21 protein-coding genes are annotated in these 22,848 nt (G+C 70.7%); 14 read left to right on the top strand and 7 right to left on the bottom strand.

Annotated features, from left to right (window positions below; all coding sequences use genetic code 11):
- The first annotated feature begins 35 nt into the window (after nucleotides 1-35).
- Together ACQP1K_RS21135 and ACQP1K_RS21130 are read left to right on the top strand one after the other, a co-directional pair.
- The gene (locus ACQP1K_RS21135; protein ID WP_433501607.1) at nucleotides 36-878 is read left to right on the top strand and encodes a GNAT family N-acetyltransferase; all 843 of its coding nucleotides are present in this window, start codon (nucleotides 36-38) and stop codon (nucleotides 876-878) included.
- Between the two features lie 349 nt (nucleotides 879-1,227).
- Nucleotides 1,228-2,052: an SAM-dependent methyltransferase gene (locus ACQP1K_RS21130; protein ID WP_433497438.1), complete on the top strand. Its 825-nt coding sequence runs from the start codon at nucleotides 1,228-1,230 to the stop codon at nucleotides 2,050-2,052.
- A 9-nt stretch (nucleotides 2,053-2,061) separates the two neighbouring features.
- Here the strand turns inward: ACQP1K_RS21130 and ACQP1K_RS21125 are convergent, their stop codons facing one another.
- A complete protein-coding gene (locus tag ACQP1K_RS21125; protein ID WP_433497437.1) occupies nucleotides 2,062-4,221 on the bottom strand; it encodes a protein kinase domain-containing protein in 2,160 nt (719 codons plus the stop codon).
- A gap of 161 nt (nucleotides 4,222-4,382) precedes the next feature.
- On the opposite strand from ACQP1K_RS21125, the gene ACQP1K_RS21120 reads away from it, so the two are divergent.
- The gene (locus ACQP1K_RS21120; protein WP_433497436.1) at nucleotides 4,383-5,045 is read left to right on the top strand and encodes a ThuA domain-containing protein; all 663 of its coding nucleotides are present in this window, start codon (nucleotides 4,383-4,385) and stop codon (nucleotides 5,043-5,045) included.
- A gap of 1 nt (nucleotide 5,046) precedes the next feature.
- Here ACQP1K_RS21120 and ACQP1K_RS21115 read toward each other — a convergent pair whose 3' ends face one another.
- Entirely contained in the window at nucleotides 5,047-6,015 is a 969-nt protein-coding gene (locus ACQP1K_RS21115) for an SIS domain-containing protein (RefSeq protein ID WP_433497435.1), read from the bottom strand.
- 129 nt (nucleotides 6,016-6,144) lie between these two features.
- On the bottom strand, nucleotides 6,145-7,251 hold the full coding sequence (locus ACQP1K_RS21110; protein ID WP_433497434.1) for a hypothetical protein: 1,107 nt from the start codon (nucleotides 7,249-7,251) through the stop codon (nucleotides 6,145-6,147).
- Between the two features lie 126 nt (nucleotides 7,252-7,377).
- On the opposite strand from ACQP1K_RS21110, the gene ACQP1K_RS21105 reads away from it, so the two are divergent.
- From ACQP1K_RS21105 to ACQP1K_RS21090, 4 genes are read left to right on the top strand one after another with little or no spacing between them, the layout of a single operon-like run.
- The gene (locus ACQP1K_RS21105) at nucleotides 7,378-8,475 is read left to right on the top strand and encodes a polyamine ABC transporter substrate-binding protein (protein WP_433497433.1); all 1,098 of its coding nucleotides are present in this window, start codon (nucleotides 7,378-7,380) and stop codon (nucleotides 8,473-8,475) included.
- Complete coding sequence (locus ACQP1K_RS21100; protein ID WP_433497432.1) at nucleotides 8,472-9,338, top strand: ABC transporter permease; 867 nt, start codon at nucleotides 8,472-8,474, stop codon at nucleotides 9,336-9,338. The genes ACQP1K_RS21105 and ACQP1K_RS21100 overlap by 4 nt, the downstream gene beginning before the upstream one ends.
- A complete protein-coding gene (locus ACQP1K_RS21095) occupies nucleotides 9,331-10,125 on the top strand; it encodes an ABC transporter permease (RefSeq protein WP_433497431.1) in 795 nt (264 codons plus the stop codon). Before ACQP1K_RS21100 ends, ACQP1K_RS21095 begins: the two co-directional genes overlap by 8 nt.
- Complete coding sequence (locus ACQP1K_RS21090; protein ID WP_433497430.1) at nucleotides 10,122-11,210, top strand: ABC transporter ATP-binding protein; 1,089 nt, start codon at nucleotides 10,122-10,124, stop codon at nucleotides 11,208-11,210. The genes ACQP1K_RS21095 and ACQP1K_RS21090 overlap by 4 nt, the downstream gene beginning before the upstream one ends.
- 281 nt (nucleotides 11,211-11,491) lie before the next feature.
- On the opposite strand, the gene ACQP1K_RS21085 is transcribed toward ACQP1K_RS21090, so the two are convergent.
- Complete coding sequence (locus ACQP1K_RS21085) at nucleotides 11,492-12,109, bottom strand: TetR/AcrR family transcriptional regulator (RefSeq protein ID WP_433497429.1); 618 nt, start codon at nucleotides 12,107-12,109, stop codon at nucleotides 11,492-11,494.
- A gap of 105 nt (nucleotides 12,110-12,214) precedes the next feature.
- Between ACQP1K_RS21085 and ACQP1K_RS21080 the strand changes: the two genes are divergently transcribed.
- The 4 genes from ACQP1K_RS21080 (at nucleotide 12,215) to ACQP1K_RS21065 (ending at nucleotide 17,309) form a co-directional block, all read left to right on the top strand.
- Nucleotides 12,215-13,504, top strand: coding sequence for a glycosyltransferase (locus tag ACQP1K_RS21080; protein WP_433497428.1), 1,290 nt, complete (start codon nucleotides 12,215-12,217; stop codon nucleotides 13,502-13,504).
- Nucleotides 13,501-14,892 carry an NAD(P)/FAD-dependent oxidoreductase gene (locus tag ACQP1K_RS21075; RefSeq protein ID WP_433497427.1) on the top strand — a complete coding sequence of 464 codons (1,392 nt, stop codon included), beginning with the start codon at nucleotides 13,501-13,503 and terminating at the stop codon, nucleotides 14,890-14,892. Before ACQP1K_RS21080 ends, ACQP1K_RS21075 begins: the two co-directional genes overlap by 4 nt.
- 69 nt (nucleotides 14,893-14,961) lie before the next feature.
- Complete coding sequence (locus ACQP1K_RS21070) at nucleotides 14,962-16,359, top strand: aminobutyraldehyde dehydrogenase (RefSeq protein WP_433497426.1); 1,398 nt, start codon at nucleotides 14,962-14,964, stop codon at nucleotides 16,357-16,359.
- A gap of 398 nt (nucleotides 16,360-16,757) precedes the next feature.
- A complete protein-coding gene (locus ACQP1K_RS21065; protein ID WP_433497425.1) occupies nucleotides 16,758-17,309 on the top strand; it encodes a hypothetical protein in 552 nt (183 codons plus the stop codon).
- Nucleotides 17,310-17,714: 405 nt separating this feature from the next.
- Here the strand turns inward: ACQP1K_RS21065 and ACQP1K_RS21060 are convergent, their stop codons facing one another.
- The gene (locus ACQP1K_RS21060) at nucleotides 17,715-18,398 is read right to left on the bottom strand and encodes a DNA alkylation repair protein (protein WP_433497424.1); all 684 of its coding nucleotides are present in this window, start codon (nucleotides 18,396-18,398) and stop codon (nucleotides 17,715-17,717) included.
- Entirely contained in the window at nucleotides 18,395-19,072 is a 678-nt protein-coding gene (locus ACQP1K_RS21055; protein WP_433497423.1) for a TetR/AcrR family transcriptional regulator, read from the bottom strand. The genes ACQP1K_RS21060 and ACQP1K_RS21055 overlap by 4 nt, the downstream gene beginning before the upstream one ends.
- Between ACQP1K_RS21055 and ACQP1K_RS21050 the strand changes: the two genes are divergently transcribed.
- Genes ACQP1K_RS21050 through ACQP1K_RS21040 form a run of 3 tightly spaced genes read left to right on the top strand, consistent with a single transcriptional unit; the run spans nucleotide 18,977 to nucleotide 21,985 of the window.
- Nucleotides 18,977-19,498 carry a PhoD-like phosphatase N-terminal domain-containing protein gene (locus ACQP1K_RS21050; protein WP_433497422.1) on the top strand — a complete coding sequence of 174 codons (522 nt, stop codon included), beginning with the start codon at nucleotides 18,977-18,979 and terminating at the stop codon, nucleotides 19,496-19,498. The two genes, ACQP1K_RS21055 and ACQP1K_RS21050, sit on opposite strands and share 96 nt — an antisense overlap.
- Nucleotides 19,499-19,552: 54 nt before the next feature.
- Entirely contained in the window at nucleotides 19,553-21,085 is a 1,533-nt protein-coding gene (locus ACQP1K_RS21045) for a glycoside hydrolase family 3 protein (protein WP_433497421.1), read from the top strand.
- A gap of 51 nt (nucleotides 21,086-21,136) precedes the next feature.
- Nucleotides 21,137-21,985 (top strand): ATP-grasp domain-containing protein, encoded by an 849-nt coding sequence (locus ACQP1K_RS21040; RefSeq protein WP_433497420.1) that lies wholly within the window; start codon nucleotides 21,137-21,139, stop codon nucleotides 21,983-21,985.
- 24 nt (nucleotides 21,986-22,009) lie between these two features.
- Here the strand turns inward: ACQP1K_RS21040 and ACQP1K_RS21035 are convergent, their stop codons facing one another.
- Nucleotides 22,010-22,765 (bottom strand): glucose 1-dehydrogenase, encoded by a 756-nt coding sequence (locus ACQP1K_RS21035; protein WP_433497419.1) that lies wholly within the window; start codon nucleotides 22,763-22,765, stop codon nucleotides 22,010-22,012.
- Nucleotides 22,766-22,848: the final 83 nt, after the last annotated feature.

The following is a 22,848-nucleotide window of genomic DNA, read 5'->3' as shown; positions in this document are numbered from 1 at the left end:
CCAAAGACAACAAGGTCGCGTAGGCTGGGCGCGTGATGCTGCGAACATCGGCGTCGCGTGTGCTCGACGACAGCGACCGCGACGAGGTGCTGGCGCTCCTCGACACGGATCCGGTGGCCAACGTGTTCGTCGCCTCCCGGGTCAGGGCCGTGGGGTTGAACACTTCGCGGCTCGGCGGCCAGATGTGGGGATTCGGCCCGCGGGGCGGACTCGTCTCCCTGTGTTACGCCGGGGCCAACCTGGTCCCGGTCAACGCCACCCGTGAGGCCGTCCACGCGTTCGCCGACCGTGCGCGCAAGCAGGGCCGGCGCTGCTCGTCGATCGTCGGTCCGGCCGATGCCGTCGAGCGGCTGTGGGAGCGGCTGGAGCCGCACTGGGGTCCGGCCCGCGCGATCAGGAGGTCGCAGCCGGTCATGGCGACCCGGTCGCCTCCGTCCGTCGAAGCGGACCCGCTCGTGCGGAGGGTCGAACCCGAGCAGTTCGGCGTCCTGCTGCCGGCCTGCGTGGCGATGTTCACCGAGGAGGTCGGCGTCCCGCCGGACAGCGGGGACGGCGGCGCGCTCTACCGGTCGAGGGTCGCGGAGCTGATCCGCATCGGCCGGTCCTACGCGAGGATCGACGACGGCCGGGTGGTGTTCAAGGCGGAGATCGGAGCGGTGACCCCCCAGGCGTGCCAGATCCAGGGCGTGTGGGTGGATCCCGAGCTCAGGGGCCGAGGTCACGCGGTGGCCGGCATGGCGACCGTCGTGGAGCAGGCGCTGAAATACTTCGCCCCGCTCGTCACCCTCTATGTGAACGACTACAACCTGCCAGCGCGGGCCGCCTATCGGCGGGTCGGCTTCGAGGACGTCGGCACCTTTATGTCCGTCCTGTTCTAGAGGATCGGCCGGGAAAGTGGAACGGCCCGGGGGTCCCGGGCCGTCTTCCTACTTCTCGATGGTGGTCTGCCATCGTGGAGGCCGTTCCTCCAAGCTGCACGAGCACTGTCCACAACCCGGAACCATGTCGTTCTCCCTCCCGCTCCGATGTTCTGGCAATCGAACGTTCCAAGTGTGACCGTACGGCGACCCACCGTAAAGGGCAGAAACCGCTATCCACGATTCTGGCGGCCCGCCGTACGCCGACGGGGGCGGGGGGATTGAGCAAGATCCCTGAATCGTGGTAGAGACGGAGGTCGAGAACCACCGTGACCTGATCCGGCGAGGCCGGGGAGAAGAGGGATCACCTGTGACAGACACGTCATCGGCCTCGGGAGGGTCCGGTGCACAACAGGTGGACGGCAGCGTGGCGCACAACGCGCGCGTCTGGAACCACTGGCTCGGCGGCAAGGACAACTACGCGGTCGACCGCCAGGTCGGGGATCACATCGCCGGGATGTTTCCGCATATCGCCGACGTGGCGCGCCATGACCGGGCGTTCCTACGCCGCGCGGTCCGTTATCTGGCCGGAGAGGCGGGCATCCGGCAGTTCCTGGACATCGGCACCGGTCTGCCGACCGTCGACAACACCCATGAGATCGCGCAGCGGGTGACTCCGGACGCACGGGTCGTCTACGTCGACAACGACCCTCTCGTGCTGGTGCACGCCCGCGCCCTGCTCACCAGTTCCCCGGAGGGGGTCACCGACTACATCGACGCCGACGCCCGCGATCCCGACGAGATCCTGCGATCCGCTGAGCGGACGCTGGACTTCACCCGCCCGATCGGGCTCATGATGCTCGGCGTCCTGAACTTCGTGCTCGACGACGACGAGGCGCGCCGGATCGTACGCCGGCTGATGTCGGCGGTCCCGCCCGGCAGTCATCTGGCCGTCACCCACCCCACGCTGGAGATGGGCGGCGAGGTCAACGTGGCGGCCATGCGGTTCTGGAACGAGAACGCCAAGCCGCCGATCACCGCGCGCACGGGTGCTGAGATCGCCCGGTTCTTCGACGGCCTCGAACTGCTGGAGCCCGGCCTGGTCGCGTGTTCCCGCTGGCGGCCGGAGCCCGCCGACGTCGGCGGGGAGCCGCCGCTGGTGCCGCAGTACGGCGCGCTCGCCAGAAAACCCTGACCCGGCGGGTCAGCGGGCGGGCGACTCGCCCTCCGCCGGTTCGGCGGGAGTGCCGTCCGGACTCTTCGCGGGCTCGTCGGCGCCGCGTTCCGGCTCCGGGTACGGGCTCGGGGAGCGGGCGTCGCCGGGGCAGGGGGCGCCTTCCGCCGTGACCTGGGCCGAGGCCGTCGCCCCGCCCGGCGTGACGGTGGCGCTGACGCTCCTGACCTCCGTGAAGCCGCACTCCGGTCGCTTGAAGGCGATGTGGAACGACGCCGTGTAATCCCGCGAGCCGGACAACGTCCGCTTCTCGTCGCGCCGGACCGTGACGGTCCGCCCGGCGTACGTCAGCCGCTGGATGAAGACGACCGTGAGGTCCACCGGGGCGGACGCGTCGGCCGCCGTGACCCGTACGTCGGCCACCGTGCCGTCCCAGGAGCCGACGGCGGTCTCGGGGCAGGCGGGGCCCCGCACCTTCAGCAGCCTGGTCCGCTTCCCGCCCGTGGCGGCCGGAGTCGTCGTGGCCGTCACCCGGCGGTAGACGGTGGCGCCGCACGCCGGCTGCGCGAAGCCGTACCCGACGGTCTGCTCGTAGGAGGTCGCGCCCCGCAGGGGGATCGTCCGGCGCGGGCCGGAGACCAGCCGGCGGGGGGAGGGGCCCTCGGCGAACCGGACCGTGAGCAGGGCGCGTGCTTCTCCGGTGGTCTTCACCCGGATCGTCGCCGACTCGCCGCCGAACTCGGCGATGTCGAGCGCGGTCACCTTCAGCGGCGCGGGCGTGGCGGGGCCGGGAGACGCCGGGGGCGTGGCGGGGCCCGTCTGCCCGGTGGTGGGCGGCTCGACGGAGTGGGAGACCGGCTCGGTGGCGGGGCCGGTCACCGGGGAGCCGCGCTGCGCGACCCTGATGGGAGCGGAATCGGCCGAGGCCGGCTCGTCCTGGTGTGCGCCGGGCAGCGTCGCCGGGAATGCCGGGGAGGGGACGGACGGCCCGGGGGAGGGGAGGGGCGTTTCCGGGGAGGACCCGACCGCGTCCTGCGGCCGGGCCACCTGAGACGGCTGAGTGAGGCCGTTCTGCTGCGGAAGCATCCGGGCCATGGGCACGCCGCGGTCGGCCGAGACCACCACCGCGATCACCATCGCCGACAGCAGCGCCGCGCCGATCGTGAAGCGGGGCGCCGAGCGGAGCGGCCGGCCGGCGAGCGGCCTGTGACGCGGCGGCCGCCGGTGGAGCGCGGCCCCGGTGCGCTGGGCCGGCGCCTGCCGTGCGCGGCCGAGACGGGTCTGGGCGATCGAGGTGCCCACCTCGATCGGTTCGGCCGGGGCGGCCAGCGGGAACGTCAGCGCCAGCAGCGTGGCCAGCTCGGCCAGGCGACGACGGCCCCGCCGCTCCCAGTCGGGTCCGTACACTCCGGCGGCCGCCGTCTCCAGCTCGGCCAGGAAGGCCAGCGCGGTGGCCGGCCGGTCCGCCGGGTTTTTCGCCAGCCCCCGTGTCATCAGGCGGCGCACCGGGATCGGCGCGTCGACCACCGGAATGGGCGCGCTGTTGTGCTGGTGCCGCAGTGCGGTGAGATCCTCGGCCCGGTACGGCTTACGCCCGGTGAGGCACTCGAAGAACACGCAGGCGGCGGCGTAGACATCGGCGGCGGGGCCGGAGGGCCCGGCGTCCCACTGCTCCGGCGCCATGTAGGGCGGCGTGCCGGCGGGCACGGTGGGGTCTCCGCTCGGTGCGGCTATCCCGAAGTCGGAGAGCTTGCTGGTGCCGTCGGCCTGGACCAGCACGTTCTCCGGTTTGTAGTCCCGGTGCACGATGCCCGCCGCGTGTGCGACCGACAGGCCGCGCAGCGAGCCCTTCAGCACGGCCAGCGCCGCCTCCGGGCCGGTGGATCCGTGTTCGGCGAGGATCCTGCGGAGCGAGACCCCGTCGATCAGCTCCATGACGATCGCCGCGCCGTCGCGGGACTCGACGTACTCGTAGAGCCGCACGACGGCGGGGTCGTCGAGCTCCACCATGATCCGGGCCTCTCGCCGGAAGCCCTCAAGGAACACCGGATCGTGCCGCAGCTCGTCGCGCAGGTACTTGACCGCGACATAGGCTCCGGTCTCGCTGTAGGTGGCGAGCACCACTCTGCCTGTGCCGCCCACCCCGAGCTCACGCACTTCCCGGTATTCCGGAACCGACCAGGCGTCCATGTCCCCGCCCCCTCGGATAGCCCCTGAACCAAGGTCTCATCCGTTAGGCCGCCTGTCACCGGTCCATGACTGTCACCTCGGGGTCTTACTTCTCACCTCCAGGTCACCCACATCCCGTGACAAACCGGCTTCATACCGGCTTCATGTGATGAAGTGCTCGCATGGTACGGAACCTCATTCTGTCGGGTGGTGTGGCGCACGACTTCCCGGCCACGTCCGCGGCCCTCGCCGGGGTCCTCGCCGAGGTCGGCGTTCTGTCCGAGATCACCGAGGACATCGCGGGCGCCCTGGCCGGGCCGCCCGAGGTGGAGCTGATCACCGTCAACGCGTTCCGCTGGCGGATGGACGGCGACGACTTCGCCGACCAGCGGGACAGGTGGCGGTTCCAGCTGCCGCCGGCCGCCAGGGCCGCGCTGCTCGATCACCTCGACCGGGGCGGCGGCCTGCTCTGCGTGCACACCGCGTCGCTCTGCTTCGACGACTGGCCGCGATGGACGGACATCCTCGGCGGCGCCTGGCGATGGGGGAGGTCCTATCACCCGCCGATCGGCCCGGCCACCGTCGAGATCGGCACGGGGCATCCGATCGTCGACGGGCTGCCGGACTTCGAGGTGATCGACGAGGTCTACACCGACCTCGACGTCATGCCGGGCGTCGAGCCGCTCGCGACAGCGGACGGGCAGCCCGTGCTGTGGGCGAGAGCCGTACGGCACGGCAGGGTGGCCTACGACGCGCTGGGACATGACATCCGGTCGTACGAGAGCCCCGTGCGCCGGGAGCTGATCCGGCGGACCGCCCGATGGATCCTGCGCCGGATGGACTGAGCTACCGTGCCCACCACTCCGCGGCGATCAGCTCGGCGACCAGGGTCTCGGTGAGCAGCGCCACGTCGGGGTCGTCGTCGTGCCGGTAGCGGATCGAGCCCGCCTGTCCGTCCAGCTCGCCCCCGATCGTGAGCACCGTGGAGCCGCGCCGCCTGATCCAGTCCATCGCCTGCTCGTCGTAGGGCGAGCCGGGGAACACGATGGCCCGGTAGTCGCGGGTCTTGGTGAGGTACACGTCGACGTGCGCCCAGTCGCCGGTCTCGCAGGCGTCCGCCTGGCGGCGCGGCCCCTCGCGGATCATGAGCGCGGACTGCTCGGCCGACGACAGCCGCCCGGCCGGCGCGATCATGTAGACGCCGTCCGGGCCGTCGAGCAGCGCGGCGGCGTCGGCCAGCCATTCGCCGCGCCGGTCGAGCAGGTCGGCCGTCGCCTCGGCGGCCCGACGTACGAGCCCGGCGACCGCCTCGCCCGGCGACGACGAGATCCCGCGCGGCAGGCCGGCGGCCAGCGTGAGCAGCAGGGCCAGCGTGTGCTGGAACGTGCGGCAGGCCACCCCGCCGCGCTCCTCACCCGCGACCATCGGCACCACGAGGTCGGCGCCCTCGGTGACCGGCGACCCCGGGGCGTTCGTCATGGCCACGACGAACGACCTGCCGGTGTGGCGGGCCAGCGCGTCGAGCGTCTCCCGGCTGCCGCCGGTCGCCGAGATCGCCACGGCCACGGTCCCGGGCCCCGGCCGGGTGCCCGGCGAGGCGGAGGCGTACTCCGCGACGGCGTCGACCCCGGCGGCCCGGAGCCGCTGGGCCGTCACACCCGCCGCGTACCGTGAACTGCCCATGCCGAGGAAGACGATCCGGTCGAAGTCCTCCGGCCACCCGTCGAACGGGTCACGCCGTTCGAGATGGTCGGCCAGCGCCCCCAGCGCCTCCGGCTTGGCCTCGAGGTCGGCCCGATAAAGCCCGGCGTCCACCGCCACCCTCTCCCTTCCCGTGATCTTGCATTTTCTCGCAGGCAGGCCCTGTGACCTGGCCCGACACCCTTCGTGATCTTGCAGAAACTCGCACGCCCACGCGCTGACCGGCCCCGACGGCCTTCGTGATCATGCGAACCACGAGCGCAGCACGCCCATGGGCGCGTACCGCCAGCGCGGCAGATGCCGGGCGGCGTAGATCAGTTCGCGGCACTCCTGCTCGATCTCGAACGGCCGCAGCAGCGACCGGTCCAGCAGCTCGGGCCGGCCGGCCACGTCGAGGGCGGCCGTGTAGGCGCCGACCAGCTCGGCCCGGGTGGCCGCCACCCATCCCGCCACCCGTGCCGGGTCGGCGGACCTGCGCCTGATCGCCACCTGGCCGACGTGATCGAGACTCGTCGCGAGCTGCGCCAGATCGCGCGCCGCCGGTTGGAACGCCGCACCGTCGTCCGCCGCCACCGTCGGGTTGCCGTCGAAGTCGACCACGGCGTAACCGTGCCGCCACCGCAGGATCTGGCCCACGTGCAGGTCGCCGTGTATGCGGATCAGGGGCGTGCGGACCGGCCGGGCGAGCGGGGCCAGTTCGCCGCGCAGCGTCTCGGCTCGCGCCGCCAGCCACGCGCCGTCCGCCCCGTCGGTCAGCGTGAGCGCCGTGCGCAGCGCCTCCTCGGCCCGCGCGCCATAGGCCGGTGCGGCGCCGGCTCCGGGCGGCGGCAGCCGTACGGGATCGGGGAAGATCTCCGACGGCGTCGCCAGCGCCAGGTGGAGCTCGGCGGCGAGGCGGCCGATCTCGGCGGCGAAGTCCGTGCCGCCGCCGGCCGCCTCGTCCACGCACCACTCCCAGCCGTCCCGCGCCTCCGGCAGATAGGCGGTCACCAGGGCGACCAGCGCGTCCGCCCAGAAGATCGCGGCGTACGGCCTGGCCGTACGGGCGAAGCCGGCGAGATGGGCGAGCGGGTCGATGGCCGGATGCCGGCCGCGTACGGGCCGGGGGAACCACTTGACCACCACGCTCTCGCCCACGATCACCGAGTGGTTGGTCTGGTCGACGGTGATCGGCCGCTCCCCGCGCGCCGTGGCGGGCAGCGGCGCGAACGAGCGCACGGAGAAGGGCGGCGGCGGGCCGGCGTCATCCGCCAGGGCACGTACGACGGACGAGGTGACGCCCTGTGCCACCGCCAGCGTCAGCGTCCCGTCGGATGCCTCCGTGACGTGAGGCCAGCGGGGCGCTTCCATGCGATCTCCTGAATCTCGATTCAACAAGAATCACAAACATAAAGGTCACGGTCGATAGACAAAGTCTTGTCTACGTTGAGCTGTCCTGCAACACTTGCCGCCACCCCCGTCGTAAGGAGCCCTCCCATGACACGTCGCGTGCCCGTCGCCGTGGCCTCCGCCTGCCTGGCGTTCGCTCTGACCGCGTGCGGCGGATCCGCCACCACCGACTCGGCGGCCGAGCCCGCGACGCTCGACGCGAACGCGGATCTGTCGAAGCAGAGCCTGACGATCTCGATCTGGGACGGATACAGCCCGAAGGACCTGCCGGAGCGGGTGAAGGCGAAGCTCGGGTTCGACACCAAGGTCGCCATCCACGACACGAACGAGACCATCGTCGCCAAGCTGACCGCCGGCGGCGACAGCGGCATCGACGTGGCGTTCGTGTCGGGGCAGTACGCGCAGGCCCTGAACGCCCAGGGCCTGCTGGAGCCGCTCCACACCGACCTGATCCCGAACCTCGGGAACCTCTACCCCGAGGCCGCCCAGCTCGCCTACGACAAGGGCAACACGTTCTCGGTGCCGTACACCTGGGGCACGACCGGGCTCTGCTATCGCAGCGATCTCGTCAAGACCCCGCCGACGAGCTGGAGCGACCTGCTCGACCCGCCGGCCGAGCTGAAAAAGAAGATCACCATGATGACCACCGAGCGGTGGCTGGCGCTGCCCGCGCTCAAGCTGCTCGGCGCCTCGGTCAACACGACCGACCAGGCCGTGCTCGACAAGGCCAAGGAGATGCTGCTGAAGGTCAAGCCCGACCTGCTGGCCTACGACGACACGACGTTCGGCGACCGGCTCAAGTCCGGCGAGGCCGTGCTGGTCGAGGCCTGGGACGGGTGGTGCCCGACCGAGGAGAAGAACATCGAGTTCGTCGTGCCGTCCGAGGGCAGCGACCTGTGGGCGGACACCATGGTGATCCTCAAGAGCTCCGCGAACAAGGAGGCGGCGCACGCCTTCATCAACTACATCCTCGATCCCGAGATCCACGGCTGGGTGGCCGAGAACATCCTCTACAAGATCCCCAACAAGGCGGCGATGGACGCACTCGACCCCAAGCTGCTCGAGAGCTACCCCGCGCTGGCGCAGCCGCCGGCCGAACTGCTCAAGGGTGAGAGCCTGATCGACCTCGGCGAGGCGTCGGTCGCGTACACGAGGCTGTCCACCGAGGTCTCGGCGGCGCAATGACGGGCCGACCGTCCGTCGTCGCCGTACGCAAGGCGGCGGGCCGGCTCGCGACCCTGGGCCCCGGGTTCGGCTTCCTGACCGTCTTCCTGCTGTTCCCGCTGGCGCTGGTACTGAGCTACACGATGTTCCGGCGGGGCAGGTTCGGCGGGGTCGTCCACGAGCCGACGGGGGAGAACTTCGCCCGCCTGGCCGACCCCCTCTACCTCGACGTCGTGGCCGGGTCGGTGAAGCTCGCGGTGCTCACGACGCTGCTGGCGCTGCTGCTCGGCTATCCGACGGCGTACATGATCGCCAAACTGCCCGCCAGGTGGAAGGTCATCGCCCTGGTGGCTGTCGTGCTGCCGTTCTGGACGAACTTCCTGATCAGGACGTACGCCTGGATCGTGCTGCTCAACTCGGAGGGGCTGGTCAACTCCGGGCTGAAGGCGCTCGGCCTCGGCCCGCTGGAGCTGCTCTACACCGACGGCGCGATCGTCGCCGGACTCCTCTACGCGTACCTGCCGCTGATGATCCTCCCGCTCTACTCGGCGATCGAGCGGCTGGACCCGAGCCTGCGCGAGGCGTCGGCGAACCTCGGCGCACGACCGGCCAGGACGTTCTGGTCGGTGACGCTCCCGCTGTCGCTGCCGGGCGTGCTGACCGGATGCGTGTTCGTGTTCGTGCCGAGCCTGGGCAACTTCGTCATTCCCGAGCTGCTCGGCGGGGGCCGCCGGATCATGGTCGGCAACCTCATCCGCGACCAGTTCCTCAAGGCCCGCGACTGGCCGTTCGGCTCGGTGCTGGCGCTGGCCGTGATCGCCGTGCTCGTACTGCTGCTGTTCGCCCAGGCCTGGGCGGCGCGGAGGGTGGGGCGCGATGCGTGACCGATCCGGTGCGGCGGGCGGCCCCGGCTGGCTGCGGCTGCCCTTCTGGCTGACCTACCTGTTCCTGTACGCGCCGATCGCCGTTCTGGTGATCATGTCGTTCAACCGGGCGAAGACGCCGTACACGTGGGACGGTTTCTCCCTCGATTGGTACGGCAGGCTCGCGGAGAACGACGCGATCAGCGGCGGCCTGGCCAACACGCTGATCGTCGCGTTCGGGGCGACGGCGCTGTCGACCGTACTCGGCACGTTGCTCGCCGTCGGCCTGGCGCGACACACGAGATCGCGGCTGCTCGACGCGCTCTCGATGCTGCCGGCGATCCTGCCCGACCTGGTCCTGGCGATCGGCCTGCTGGTGTTCTACACCGCGGTCAAGATGACGCTGGGCCTGCACTCGGTGCTGATCGCGCACACGGTCTTCGGCATGGCGTTCGTGTCGGCGGTCGTCCGCGCGCGGCTCAGCCACATGGACGGCTCGCTCGAGGAGGCCTCCCGGGACCTCGGCGCGACCCCGCTCACCACGTTCTTCACGGTGACGCTGCCCACGCTCGCCCCGGGCATCCTCGCCGGAGCGCTGCTCGCGTTCACGCTCTCGCTCGACGAGTTCGTGATCGCGTTCTTCACGGCGGCGCCGTCCGAGCCGACCCTGCCGATCGTCATCTACTCCATGGTGCGGTTCGGCGTCACTCCAGAGATCAACGCGCTGGCGACGCTGCTGCTCGCGGTGAGCTTCACCGTCGTCATCGTCGCCCAGCGCATGACCAGGCTGACCGAGGCACTGAAATGACACTCATCTCCATCGACGGCGTCAGCAGGCGGTTCGGCCAGGTGACCGCGCTCGACTCGGTCGACCTCGACATCCGGCAGGGCGAGTTCTTCGCCCTGCTCGGCCCGTCCGGCTGCGGCAAGACGACGCTGCTGCGCATCCTGGCCGGATTCGAGCAGCCGGACAGCGGCTCGGTGCTCCTCGACGGCGCCGACCTGCTCGCCGTCCCGCCGCACCGCCGCCCGGTCAACCTCATGTTCCAGTCGTACGCCCTGTTCCCGCACATGAGCGTGGAGAAGAACGTGGCGTACGGCCTGGAGCGGGAGAGGCTGCCCCGCCAGGAGATCCGCGTACGGGTCGGTGAGGTGCTGGAGACCGTCGGCCTGGCGGAACAGGCGCGCCGCAGGCCGCATGAGCTGTCCGGGGGTCAGCGTCAGCGGGTCGCGCTGGCCCGGGCCATCGTCAAGCGGCCCCGCCTGCTGCTGCTCGACGAGCCGCTGTCCGCCCTGGACAAGAAGGTCAGGGCGGAGATGCAGCTCGAGCTCAAGCGGCTGCAGAACGAGGTCGGCATCACGTTCGTCGTGGTCACCCATGACCAGGAGGAGGCGATGTCGCTCGCCGACCGCATCGCGGTGATGCGCGGCGGCCGGGTCGAGCAGGTCGACGCCCCCGTGGACCTCTACGAACGGCCGTGCACGCCGTTCGTGGCCGATTTCGTCGGGGCCAACAACCTCTTCGAGGGCCGGGTGACCGGCGGGGGGTTCGAGGTGAGCGGGCTCGGGACGCTGCCCGCTGCGGTCGAGGGGCTCGAAGAGGGGGCTCGGGCGCTGCTCGCGATCCGTCCGGAGCACGTCCGCCTCGCCCCGGTCTCGTCGGCGTCCCCGGTGGAACGGCGGGGGGAGCCGGGCGTGCTGACGGGGACGGTCGTGGACGTGAGCTTCTATGGCGGCACCTCGCATGTGGCGCTGACCGTGCCGGGCCACGACGGGCATGTCCTGGTGGCCACCCAGGGCCCGGCCCGGGTCGAGGCGGGCGTACGGGTCGCCCTGGGCTGGGACGCCGGCGACGGCGCGCTCATCCCGATGGGAGAGATTCAGACGCGGTAGCCGTGTGATGAGGCACCCCCCCAGGCCCCCGTGATCTTGCAGTTACTCGCAGGCCATCCTCCTGACCTGCGCTATTCGACTCCGTGATCTTGTAGTTTCTCGCACGCGAGCCATCTGACCTGCGCATAAGTCGTTTGTGATCTTGCAGTTGGTGAGTGCAAGATCACAAACGGTGTTTATGCTGCTCAGGATGCATATCTGCAAGGAACTGCAAGATCATGAACGGGAAATCCCTGCTCACAGCCCGACGTGCGAGTATTCGCAAGATCACGGGAGGGGGGTTAGCGACGGCCGGTGGTCTTGAGGGGGTTGCCGGTGGCCAGGCGGGCGTAGTCGAGGATGAGCTCGACGGCCTTCTCGGGGTCGATCGAGTGATGGCGGGCGATGATGCGGTAGCCGTACGCGTCCTCCAGTGCGACCAGATTACGGGCGATGGTCTCGGAGTCCTGCGTCAGCGTGAAGACGCCGTGGGCGGCGCCCGTCTCCAGGATCGTCTGGTACATCGACACCTGCCGGTCGAACAGCGTGGTCAGCAGCGTCGCGTACACCCGGTTGCGCCCCGCCGCGCCGCCGAGCTCGCACAGCAGCCGCACGCCGGTGTCGTCTGCGCCCTCGGGCAGCCCGGAACGGATCGTGACGACGAGCTTGCGCGCCGGGTCCGCGATGCCGCTGATCTTCTTCACACGCTGCTCGTAGAAGCGCTCCATGCCGGCCTGGTGGGCCTCGATGAGCAGGTCGCGAAGGTTCGGGTAGTGGTAGAGCACCGCGCCGGAGGTGAGGCCGGCCTCCTCGGCGATCTGGTTGAGGTGGACGCCCTCCGTGCCGTGCTGGATCATCGCCCGCCGTGCCGCGTCGATGAGGTCGAGCCGCCGGTCCGCCTTGCTCTTGCGCTGAGTCATTCCGCTCCGCTTCATCTGATGCGACACCATATTCTCCCAGCTCTTGACGGCTCTACCAGTCTCGTATTTGAATCTCGGTTCAACTAGAGTTCCGAGGAGTCCCAGATGACGGACAAGCCGCTGACGATTCTGTTCATGCCGGAGAGCGCCTACGGGCCGACCAACAACTGCATCGGCATCGGTGACGTGCTGCGCCGCCGTGGCCACCGGGTGGTGTTCGCGGCCGAGACGTCGTGGAAGGGCAAGCTGACGGCGCTGGGCTTCGAGGAGGAGCTGGTCGACCTCGAGCCGCCGGCGCCCGTGGACGAGAGCGCGGCCGAGCAGGACCCCGGCCAGTTCTGGAAGGACTTCATCCGCGAGACCGCGCCGGAGTACCGCAAGAGCACCCTGGAGCAGCTCGAGACGGTGACCAAGCCGATCTGGCAGGCGCTCATCGACGGCGCCAAGTACTGCGAGCCGCGGCTCAAGGAGATCACCGAGCGCGTCCGTCCGGACGTCGTCGTCGAGGACAACGTCCTCGCCTTCCCGGCCCTCGTGACGGCCGGCGTGCCGTTCGTCCGGATCGTGTCGTGCAACCCGCTGGAGGTGACGGGGCCGGGTGTCGCGCCGACCTTCTCCGGGCTTCCGGCGGACGGCACGGGCTGGGCGGAGTTCCGTGCGGAGTACGAGCGGACACACCGCGAGATGTGGACGGCCTTCAACGAGTGGGTCGTGGCGCAGGGGGCGCCCCCGCTGCGTGATCTCGAGTTCATCCACGAGGGCAACGCTAACCTCTACGTCTATCCCGAGATCATCGATTACGTCGCCGACCGGCCGCTGGGCGACTCCTGGACGCGGCTGGACTCGTCCGTACGGGAGACCGATGAGGAGTTCACGCTGCCGGACATTCCCGGCGAGGGCTCGCTGATCTACTTCTCGCTCGGCTCGCTCGGCTCGGCCGACCTGGAGCTCATGCGCCGGGTGATCTCCGTACTGGCCCGGACGCCGCACCGCTACATCGTCTCCAAGGGCCCGCTGCACGCCGAGATCGAGCTCGCGCCGAACATGTGGGGCGCCGAGTTCGTGCCGCAGACGAAGATCATCCCCATGGTCGACCTGGTGATCACGCACGGTGGCAACAACACGGTCACCGAGACGCTGCACTTCGGCAAGCCCATGATCGTGCTGCCGATCTTCTGGGACCAGTACGACAACGCCCAGCGGATCGACGAGACGGGGCTCGGCGTCCGCCTCGACACCTACGGCTTCGCCGACGAGGAGCTGACCGGGGCGATCGAGCGGCTGCTCGGCGACACCGGGCTGCGCACCAGGCTGGCTGCGGCCGGGGAGGAGATCCGCCGCCGTGACGGAGTGCGCGCGGCCGCGGACGTGATTGAGAAGATCGCCGTCAAGTGATCGAGGATGCCGCGCCCCGGGTCTTCTGGACCGACAGGCCCGGGGCGCCCGGTCCCTGGGAGCCGCTGCGCGGCCGGGCGACGGCCGACCTGCTGATCGTCGGCGGCGGTCTCACCGGCCTGTGGGCCGCCGTGCTGGCCAAGGGGGAGAACCCCGCCTGCGACGTCGTCCTCGTCGAACGCCGGTCGGTCGCGTACGGCGCGAGCGGCCGCAACGGCGGATTCATCGCCGACTCGCTGACCCATGGCCTCGCTCAGGGGTCGCGCCTGTGGCCGGCGGAGATCGGGACGCTGCTCACGCTCGGCCGGGCCAACCTCGCGGCCATCGCCGGCTTCGTGGCGGAGCACGGCATCGACGCCGACCTCCGGCTGGTCGGCAAGACCACCGTGGCGGTGGAGCCGTACCAGCTGGCGGAGCTGAGGCGGGCCGAGAGGCTGCACCGCGAGCACGGCGAGGACGCGGTGTTCCTGGACCGCGACGAGATGCGCGCCGATGTCGACTCGCCCACCTATCTCGGCGGGCTCCGGCTGCGCGGCACGGGTGGTCTCGTCGACCCGGCCGCGCTCACCTGGGGGCTGGCCCGGGTCGCGGAGCGGCTCGGCGTCAGGATCTACGAGGACACGGCGGTGACCGCGCTGACACGGACACGTGCGGGCGTCGAGGCGGCCACCCGTACGACCGCCGGGCCGATGGACGGGGGCGTGGTTCACGCGGGACAGGTGCTGCTGGCGACCAACGCCTTTCCCGCGGTTCTGCGCAGGCTGCGCAACTTCGTCCTGCCGGTCTGGGACTACGTGCTCGTCACCGAGCCGCTCACACCCGCCCAGCGCGCCTCACTGCGCTGGCCGGAGGGCCAGGGGCTGACCGACGCGGGCAACCGGTTCCACTACTACCGGCTCACCGCTGACGACCGCGTTCTGTGGGGCGGATACGACGCGATCTACAACTTCGGCGGCTCGGGCCACGAGCAGCGGGACGCCACGCACAAGCGGCTCGCCGTGCACTTCTTCGAGACCTTCCCGCAGCTCCACGGCCTGCGCTTCACCCACAGGTGGGGCGGGATGGTCGATTCGACCAGCCGCTTCACCCCGTTCTTCGGTACGGCCATGGGCGGCCGGGTGGCCTACGCCCTCGGCTACACCGGCCTCGGCGTCGGGGCGTCGAGATTCGGCGCGCTGGTCGGCCTCGACCTGCTGGCCGGCCGGTCCACCGAGCGGACCGGGCTGCGCATGGTCCGCCGCCACCCGGTGCCGTTCCCGCCGGAGCCGCTGCGCTGGCCGGTGGTCGAGATCACCCGCCGGGCGCTGGCCCGGGCCGACGAGAACGAGGGCCGCCGCGGTCCCTGGTTGCGCCTCCTGGACCGCCTCGGCGTCGGCTTCGACAGCTGAACCCGCCCGCCGCGCGCCATGAATCCGCCGCCCAGAGGAAACAGGGCACAGACCGAACAGGGGAGTCCCATGACCACTTTGATCAATCCCGCGGACGGGCGCGTGCTCGGTGAGGTGCCGGACACGTCGGCGGACGGCGTGGCCGCAGCCGTACGCGCGGCCGGGGAGGCCTACGAGCAGTGGCGTGAGACGACGCCGGGGGAGCGGGCGCGGGTGCTGCTGCGCGTGGCCGACCTGGTCGAGCAGGACGCCGAGGAGCTGACCCGGCTTGAGGTCGAGGAGACCGGCAAACCGGCGGCCGTGTTCCGCGACGGCGAGCTGCCGTTCGGCGTCGACAACCTCCGGTTCTTCGCGGGGGCTGCCAGGTCGCTGGAGGGCACCGGCGCCGGCGTCTTCAGCCCGGGCTACACTTCCGTGCTGGTCCGGCGGCCGGTCGGGGTCGTCGGTTCGATCGCGCCGTGGAACTTCCCGTTCATCATGGGGATCTGGAAGATCGGGCCGGCGATCGCCGCCGGCAACGCGGTCGTCATCAAGCCGGCGCCCGCCACACCGCGCAGCACCCTGCGGCTCGCCGAGCTGTTCGCCCGGGCGGGCGCACCGGAGGGCCTGCTGGGAGTGGTGACCGGCGGGGCCGAGGTCGGTCAGGCGCTGGTCACCGACCCGGGCGTGGACATGGTCAGCGTCACCGGCTCGACCGCCACCGGCCGCGCCGTCATGCGGGGCGCCGTCGACGGGCTCAAACGGGTCCACCTGGAGCTGGGCGGCAAGGCCCCGGCGCTGGTGTTCGCCGACGCGTCGCTGGAGGATATGGCGGCGGGGGTCGTGATGGGCGCCACCTACAACACGGGCCAGGACTGCACCGCCGCCACCCGCGTCTACATCGAGAGGTCACGGTACGCCGAGGCGGTGGAGGCGCTGCGCGAGACGCTGGCGCGGGTGCGGCCGGGCGACCCCTGGTCAGCGGATTCCGACATCGGCCCGCTGATCTCCGCGGCCCACCGCGACCGGGTGCACGGCTTCGTGTCCAGGGCGTCCGGCCGGATCGTCTGCGGCGGGGCGCCGGTGGACGGCCCGGGGTTCTACTACGCGCCGACGCTCATCGCCGACGCCGACCAGTCGAGCGAGATCGTGCAGGGCGAGGTCTTCGGCCCGGTGCTGGTGGCCATGCCGTTCGATGGCGAGGACGAGGCGGTCCGCCTCGCCAACGGCACGCCGTACGGCCTGGCCTCGTCGGTCTGGTCCGGCGACGTGTCCCGCGCGCTGCGCGTGTCCCACCGGCTGGACGTCGGCGTGACCTGGGTGAACGACCACCTTCCCATCGCCTCGGAGGCTCCGCACGGCGGGGTCAAGGGCAGCGGTTTCGGCAAGGACATGAGCCAGGAGGCGGTGCAGGAGTATTCGGTCACCCGGCACCTCATGATCAAGCACGCCGCGCCGGCGGCCCGTGGCTCCTTCCGGCCCGCCTGACGAGTCCCCGCACTGACGGGCCTGGCCCGGGGTGGTCGACACCACCCCGGGCCTTCTCACGTCCGACCCCGTATTAACAGCATTTATAGGTATATGTCCAGATTGCTGCGTGATGCCGGGCCGAGATGCCGCGCCGGATGCCTTCATGGCCGCCGCCGGTCCGATTCGTCCGTACGGATAAAACGGACATATTACGGCAATAGGGGTGTTTATTGTATGAACGTATCTATAGAGAGATAATGGTAGATTAAAAGCCGCAGATGTCTGTTTATGGAGGCATCGGGCTGGAAATCAACATGCACAGGAAAGGTAGCCGACAATGGATTGCGAGGACATTCATCCATACATTCGGGATTGATGTCTCGGGAAAAATAAGAGAACGGGGGAACATGATGACGATGTTCGCGAAGGTCTTCGCGGGGCTGGCACTCGGCGCCGCGCTCGCCGGGGGCATCGTGACCCTGGGGGCCACCGCCGCCGGGGCCACCACGGGCCCGAACAACAATAACAACAACAACCACCTCCTTAACAACAACGACCAGCTCTGGAACACCAACGCCTGGTACAACCCGCAGTTCAACTGGTGGGGCCAGCAGGCCAGGGCGGACAACAGGAACGGGCGCGAAAACCTCGGCATGGCGGTCAAGGACGTTGTGCTCGGGTTCCAGGAGAAGTCCAACAGGGACGACAAGCAGTTCCTCAACAACTGGCTCAACAACCACTCGATGTTCGGCGGCCAGGGCTGGCTCAACAACAACCAGAACCTGAACGAGCGGCCGCTCCAGCAGAACAACCGCCGGGCGGTCCAGCCCGTACTGGTCCAGCCGCTGCAGCGGACGGTCCGGCAGCCGGTCGTGCGTGAGCGGCTGATCCAGCCGATCCAGGTTCAGCCGGTGCAGCGGGTCGTCCAGCCGATCCGGCGTTTCGACGACGGGCTCGGCCGCTTCTGATCGGGGGCGAGACCAGGTCCCGTTCAGAGCGGGTCCTGGCGGCCCTTCCCGGTGATCGCGTGCGCGGAGTCCGCGAAATCCGGGAAGCGTTCCGGAGGCCGCCCGTACGCGGCAGGCAGGACTCTCGAAACGGTCGCAGCGGTCCTCCCCCGGCCGCCCGAAAGGGCGCGCCGGGGGAGAACCCCGATCACCGGATCGGCCGGGACGTGAACGCGGGTCAACGGCTCACCTGCGAGAAACCGAAGAGCACCGAAAGAGCACAGAAAGAGCACAGAAAGAGCACCGAAACGGCCTGCACGGCTCGGCGAGCCCCCTGCCGGGATTCGCGAGACGCGGCGGGGAAGGGGCGCACTCCTGCCCAGGGAAGGGGCGGGGGTTCTCCTCGGGGAGGAGTGGCCGCTCCCGTCAGGAGGCCGGGAGGTTGCGCAGCGCCTCGCGCCGGCTCAGGCCACTGATGCCCTGATGGTTCACATAGCGAACGACCTCGTCCGGGTCGGTCTTGGCGTACTCCCGCAGGGCCCAGCCGATGGCCTTGCGTATGAAGAATTCGGTGTCCGACAGGTTCGGCTCGATGCACGCGTGCAGCAGGCCGAGGTCGGTGCGCTTCTTGAAGGAGTTCTGGCACAGGATCGAGGCGCGCCGCTTCCACATGTCGGAGTCGTGCGCCCACTCCAGCATGAGCGGGCGCATCGCGTCGGGATATCGCTCGAGCAGCGTCCCGATCCGGTGCACGGCGATGTCGTCCACGACGTCCCACCAGGCGCCCGTGACGATCATTTCCTCGTACATCGGAACCGTGTAGAGCGTCTGCCACGACTGGTAGTAGCGGTGGGAGGCGAGCTCGATCGCGGCGTACCGCTCCTCGCGGTACTCGGCCTCCCGCCACAGCGCGAGCACGGCTCTGCGCCACTCCGGCGCCGACTCCAGGCGGTGCTCACGGAAGACCCGGCGCAGCGCGTTCCGCCGGGGCACGGAGGTCACCCCGAGAAACGGCATGACCGACTTCATGTAGGCGGCCATGGCCGGGGCTCGTGCGGGGTCGGCCACCTCGGTCAGCGCGATCCGCACCTTCTCGACGAGTGTCGTCATCGCGACCCGCCGGTCTTCTCACCGGAGGCGAGGCCGTCGAAGAGCACCTTGACGAAGTGGTCGGCGAGGGCGCCGGTGTCCAGATGCCCGTCGGGGCGGAACCAGCGGGCGGTGACCCAGATGGTGTCGCGGATCATCCGGTAGGTGAGCTTCGGATCCACGTCGGTCCGGAACCGGCCGGTGGCCTGGCCGCGCTCGATCTGCTCCACCCACATGCGCTCGACCTCTTCCTCGGCACGCTCCAGGTAGCCGAAGCGGTCGCCGGGCAGCGATCTCAGGTAGTTCCAGTCGTTCTGCATGACCGTGATGGCCGCACGGTGCGCCTCCAACGTGCCGAATCCGACCCGCACCATCTCGGAGAGGACCGAGCGGGGATCGCGGCCGTCGCCCGCCACCGCCCGGTAGCGGACGGTCACGTCCTCGAGGAAGGTACGGAGAACCTCATCGACGATGGTCTCCTTGGAGTCGAAGTGGTGGTAGAGGCTTCCCGACAGGATGCCGGCCTCCAGGGCGATCTCGCGGACCGTGGTGGCCTGGAAGCCCTTGCGCGCGAAGAGCTCGGCGGCGAGCTTCACCAGGTGGTCACGCCGCTCGGACGCGGGGCCGCCCACGGCGATCGTCCGTCTCGCCTTCGCCGGAGCGGTGGTGCCGCCCGAGTACTTTCGCTGGCTCACGCTCCCATTGTGGCCCCTCCGTCCCCCGCCGAGGACGGCTTCCGGAGTTCCACCCCCCGACCGGCAGCGGCCGGCGGCCCCCCGTCGAAGCTCGGACCTCGGCCGGCGACTCGACGTCACGGGTGCCTCCCCCGCGGCAGGATCGGGCCCACGGCGAGATCCGGTACCCCGTTCACGCTGGGAGTCGCCTCGGGAGAGCCGTTACCCGACGGGGTCGTCCTGGGGACCCGGCTCGCTTCCGATCCCCTGAACGCGAATCGGCCGGGCGGCATGCCCGATCGGACCGTGAGCGTGCGACGGCGACCGGCCGAGGACCGAGGGCTCGTCCGCGTCGTCCAGTCGGGCACCGCCGCCCTCCGGGTCGAGAAGAACCGGCTGCGCCGGATCGACCTGTGGGATTCGGGCGTCCGATGGACTAGCAAATAGGAAACTTTCCTATTAGATTGCGGGCATGCCTCAACACTGCCTCGCGGGCGCGGCATGAAGCGAAGCCCGGATCTGCTCCGTCTGGCGGACACGGTCATCCTGCCCGGGTTCGAGGGCACCACGGCTCCCGACTGGGTACGGCGCCGGCTCGGCGGCGGGCTCGCCGGGGTGGTGCTCTTCTCCCGCAACGTCGCCACCCCTGCCCAGGTCGCCGGTCTCACCGCTGAACTGCGCGCGGAGAACCCCGGCGTCCTCATCGGCATCGACGAGGAGGCCGGGGAGGTGACCCGGCTCGAGGCGCGCACCGGCAGCTCGCGGCCGGGGAACTACGCACTCGGCGTGGTCGACGACGAGGAACTGACCGAGCAGGTGGCCCGCGACATCGGCAGGGACCTGCACGCCGCCGGCGTCAACCTGGACTTCGCCCCGGCCGCCGACGTCAACTCCAACCCCGACAACCCGGTGATCGGCCTGCGCTCGTTCGGCGCCGACCCGCTGCTGGTGGCGAGGCATACGACGGCGTGGATCCGCGGCCTGCAGTCCACCGGCGTGGCCGCCTGCGCCAAGCACTTCCCCGGCCATGGCGACACGTCGGTGGACTCCCACCACGGCGTGCCGAGGGTCGGGGCCTCCCGGGAGGAGCTCGCCGAGGCCGAGCTGTGGCCGTTCCTGGCGGCCGTCCGCGAGGGCGTGCGCTGCGTCATGACGGGTCACCTGCTCGTCCCCGCCTACGACCCCGAGCTGCCGGCCACGCTCAGCCCGCGCATCCTCACCGGCCTGCTGCGCACCGAGCTCGGCTTCGACGGCCTCATCGTCACCGACGGCATCGAGATGGCCGCGGTCTCCGGGCCGTACGGCATCGGCGGCGCGAGCGCGCTCGCCGTCACGGCCGGGGCGGACGCGGTCTGCGTGGGCGGGGAGAACGCCGACGAGGCCACCATGGACCGCATACGCGCCGCCATCGTCGACGCGGTCACCGGGGGCACGCTGCCCGAGGAGCGGCTCGCCGAAGCCGCCGCCCGGGTGCGGGCACTCGCCGCCTGGGTCGCGGACCGCGCTCCGCGCGCCCCCTCGGCCGCCGGAGACGGGGGCGCGACCGCCGAGGTCGGCCTGGCGGCCGCACGCCGTGCCGTGCGGATCACCCGCCGGCCGGGGGCGGAGGCCGTGCTCCCCCTGACGGCCGCCCCGCATGTGGTCGAGCTGGCGCCGGAGACCAACCTGGCCATCGACAAGGGCACGCCGTGGGGCGCCGGGGAGCCGCTGAGCAAGCTGCTGCCGGGCACCACGGTCACCCGCCTGGCCGAGCCCGACGTCACCGGGCCGGGCGCACTGGACGGCGTGTCGGACACGGTGCTCGGGCAGGCCGCCGACCGGCCGCTCGTACTCGTCGTACGGGACGCCCATCGCCATCTCTGGCAGCTCGGCCTGGTGGAGCGGCTGCTCGCCGCCAGGCCCGACGGCGTCGTCGTGGAGATGGGCCTGCCGGGACGCACCGACCTCGGCGTCGCCCACGTCGCCACGCACGGCTCGGCCCGGGTCTGCGGCCAGGCGGCGGCCGAGGTGCTGACCGGCGCCGTTCCCGAGTGAGCGGTGCGCGTCCGTAGCATGAGGACCGCGAAATGCTACGGAGGTGGCCAGATGAAGGTCGCGTACGTCACCGCCGGCCATCCGGTGGCCGGCCATGACGACGAGCGGGAGATCGTCCTGGCGGCGTGGTACGGCGCCGGCATCGAGGGCTCACCGGTGGTGTGGGACGACCCACGCGTCGACTGGTCGTCGTTCGACGCGGCCGTCGTCCGGTCGGCCTGGGACTACGTCGAGCGGCGGGACGAGTTCGTCGCCTGGGCCCGCCTGGCCGGGGCGGCGACGCGGCTGTTCAACCCCGCCCCGGTGATCGAGTGGAACACCGACAAGACCTACCTGCGTGATCTCGGGGTGCCGACCGTGCCCACACGCTGGGCCGCGCCGGGGGTGGGCTTCTCCGGGGAGGGGCCGGCCGATGGCGGTTTCCCGGTCTGGGACGAGTACGTGGTCAAGCCCACGATCTCGGCGGGGGCGCGCGGCGCGCTGCGGACCGCCGACCGGGCGGTGGCCGAGAAGCACGCGGCCGGCCTCCTCGGCGAGGGCAGGACGGTCATGGTGCAGCCCTATCTGAAGAGCGTCGAGCACGAGGGCGAGCTGTCGCTGCTGTACTTCGCCGGGCAGTTCAGCCATGCCGTACGGCGCCACCCGATGCTGTCGGACAGCGAGATCACCACGGCGAACCGGGCGACGCTGCGAGATCCGGACGACGACCAGTTCGCCCTCGCCGAGCGTGTGCTGGCCGAGGTGTCGTCGGACCTTCTCTACGCCAGGGTCGATCTGGCCAGGACACCCGAGGGCGAGCCGGTGCTCATGGAACTCGAGCTCACCGAGCCGTACCTCTTCCTCCGGTACGAGCTCGCCGCCCCGGACCTGTTCGCGCGGGCGCTGGCCGATCTCCTCTGAACGGGCGCCCGGCCCGTTCCGCGATCAGGAGGTGAGCCCGCCGTCGACCGGGATGACCGCACCGGTGAGGTAGGCGCCGGCGCGGGAGGCGAGGTAGATGGCCGCCCCCGCCACATCGTCGGGCCGGCCGATGCGGCCCAGCGGGATCCGGCTTTCGACGACGCCGCGCAGCGCCGGATCGTCCAGCACGAACGCCATCATCTTCGACTCGAACGGCCCGGGCGCGATGGCGTTCACTGTGATCGATTCGGGCGCGAGCCGGTGGGCCAGCTGCCGGGTCAGCATGTGCACCGCCGCCTTCGACGCCGAGTAGGCGTAGTGCTCCATCGGGGAGACGCGGATGCCGTCCACCGAGCCGATGTTGACGACCCGGGCCGGATCGTCGGGAGAGGCGGCGGCGCGCAGCAGGGGCAGGAACCGCCGGGTCAGGAAGAACACGCCCTTCACGTTGATGTTCCAGACCTTGTCGAAGGCGTGCTCGGGATATTCCTCCAGCGGTGCGCCCCAGCTCGCTCCCGCGTTGTTGACGAGGACGTCGAGCCGGCTCTCCTGGGCGGACACCGCCTCGACCAGGGTCTCGATCCCCTCGGCCGTCGACAGGTCCGCCCGGACGGCGTGGCAGCCCAGCTCGGCGGCGGTGGCCGCCAGCTCGTCGTTCTTCCTGGAGGAGATGTAGACGGTGGCGCCCGCGTCCCGGAACCCCCTGGCGATCATCTTGCCGATCCCGCGTGAACCGCCTGTCACGACAACGGTCTTGCCGTCCACAGAAAACAGCGTCATGAGAGGCAGCATACCGACCAGTCGGTTCGTACGCGGGACGGCGGCGCCGACGGAGTGACCGCGTCCTGGCGGGTGTGGGGGAC

This window comes from Sphaerimonospora sp. CA-214678 (assembly GCF_050942215.1).
In the GTDB taxonomy this organism is placed as follows: Bacteria; Actinomycetota; Actinomycetes; order Streptosporangiales; family Streptosporangiaceae; genus Sphaerimonospora.
Note: the sequence above shows the minus strand (reverse complement) of the source record. Positions and strands in the feature narration are given on the sequence as shown.

Excerpts from the sequence above, each read along its gene's own strand:
- ACQP1K_RS21035 (WP_433497419.1), bottom strand. The coding sequence starts at position 22,765 with ATGACGCTGTTTTCTGTGGACGGCAAGACCGTTGTCGTGACAGGCGGT.
- ACQP1K_RS21110 (WP_433497434.1), bottom strand. The coding sequence starts at position 7,251 with ATGGAAGCGCCCCGCTGGCCTCACGTCACGGAGGCATCCGACGGGACG.
- ACQP1K_RS21060 (WP_433497424.1), bottom strand. The coding sequence starts at position 18,398 with ATGACGACACTCGTCGAGAAGGTGCGGATCGCGCTGACCGAGGTGGCC.
- ACQP1K_RS21090 (WP_433497430.1), top strand. The coding sequence starts at position 10,122 with ATGACACTCATCTCCATCGACGGCGTCAGCAGGCGGTTCGGCCAGGTG.
- ACQP1K_RS21040 (WP_433497420.1), top strand. The coding sequence starts at position 21,137 with ATGAAGGTCGCGTACGTCACCGCCGGCCATCCGGTGGCCGGCCATGAC.
- ACQP1K_RS21065 (WP_433497425.1), top strand. The coding sequence starts at position 16,758 with ATGTTCGCGAAGGTCTTCGCGGGGCTGGCACTCGGCGCCGCGCTCGCC.
- ACQP1K_RS21125 (WP_433497437.1), bottom strand. The coding sequence starts at position 4,221 with ATGGACGCCTGGTCGGTTCCGGAATACCGGGAAGTGCGTGAGCTCGGG.
- ACQP1K_RS21095 (WP_433497431.1), top strand. The coding sequence starts at position 9,331 with ATGCGTGACCGATCCGGTGCGGCGGGCGGCCCCGGCTGGCTGCGGCTG.
- ACQP1K_RS21070 (WP_433497426.1), top strand. The coding sequence starts at position 14,962 with ATGACCACTTTGATCAATCCCGCGGACGGGCGCGTGCTCGGTGAGGTG.
- ACQP1K_RS21080 (WP_433497428.1), top strand. The coding sequence starts at position 12,215 with ATGACGGACAAGCCGCTGACGATTCTGTTCATGCCGGAGAGCGCCTAC.
- ACQP1K_RS21135 (WP_433501607.1), top strand. The coding sequence starts at position 36 with ATGCTGCGAACATCGGCGTCGCGTGTGCTCGACGACAGCGACCGCGAC.
- ACQP1K_RS21045 (WP_433497421.1), top strand. The coding sequence starts at position 19,553 with ATGAAGCGAAGCCCGGATCTGCTCCGTCTGGCGGACACGGTCATCCTG.
- ACQP1K_RS21085 (WP_433497429.1), bottom strand. The coding sequence starts at position 12,109 with ATGACTCAGCGCAAGAGCAAGGCGGACCGGCGGCTCGACCTCATCGAC.
- ACQP1K_RS21120 (WP_433497436.1), top strand. The coding sequence starts at position 4,383 with ATGGTACGGAACCTCATTCTGTCGGGTGGTGTGGCGCACGACTTCCCG.
- ACQP1K_RS21100 (WP_433497432.1), top strand. The coding sequence starts at position 8,472 with ATGACGGGCCGACCGTCCGTCGTCGCCGTACGCAAGGCGGCGGGCCGG.
- ACQP1K_RS21105 (WP_433497433.1), top strand. The coding sequence starts at position 7,378 with ATGACACGTCGCGTGCCCGTCGCCGTGGCCTCCGCCTGCCTGGCGTTC.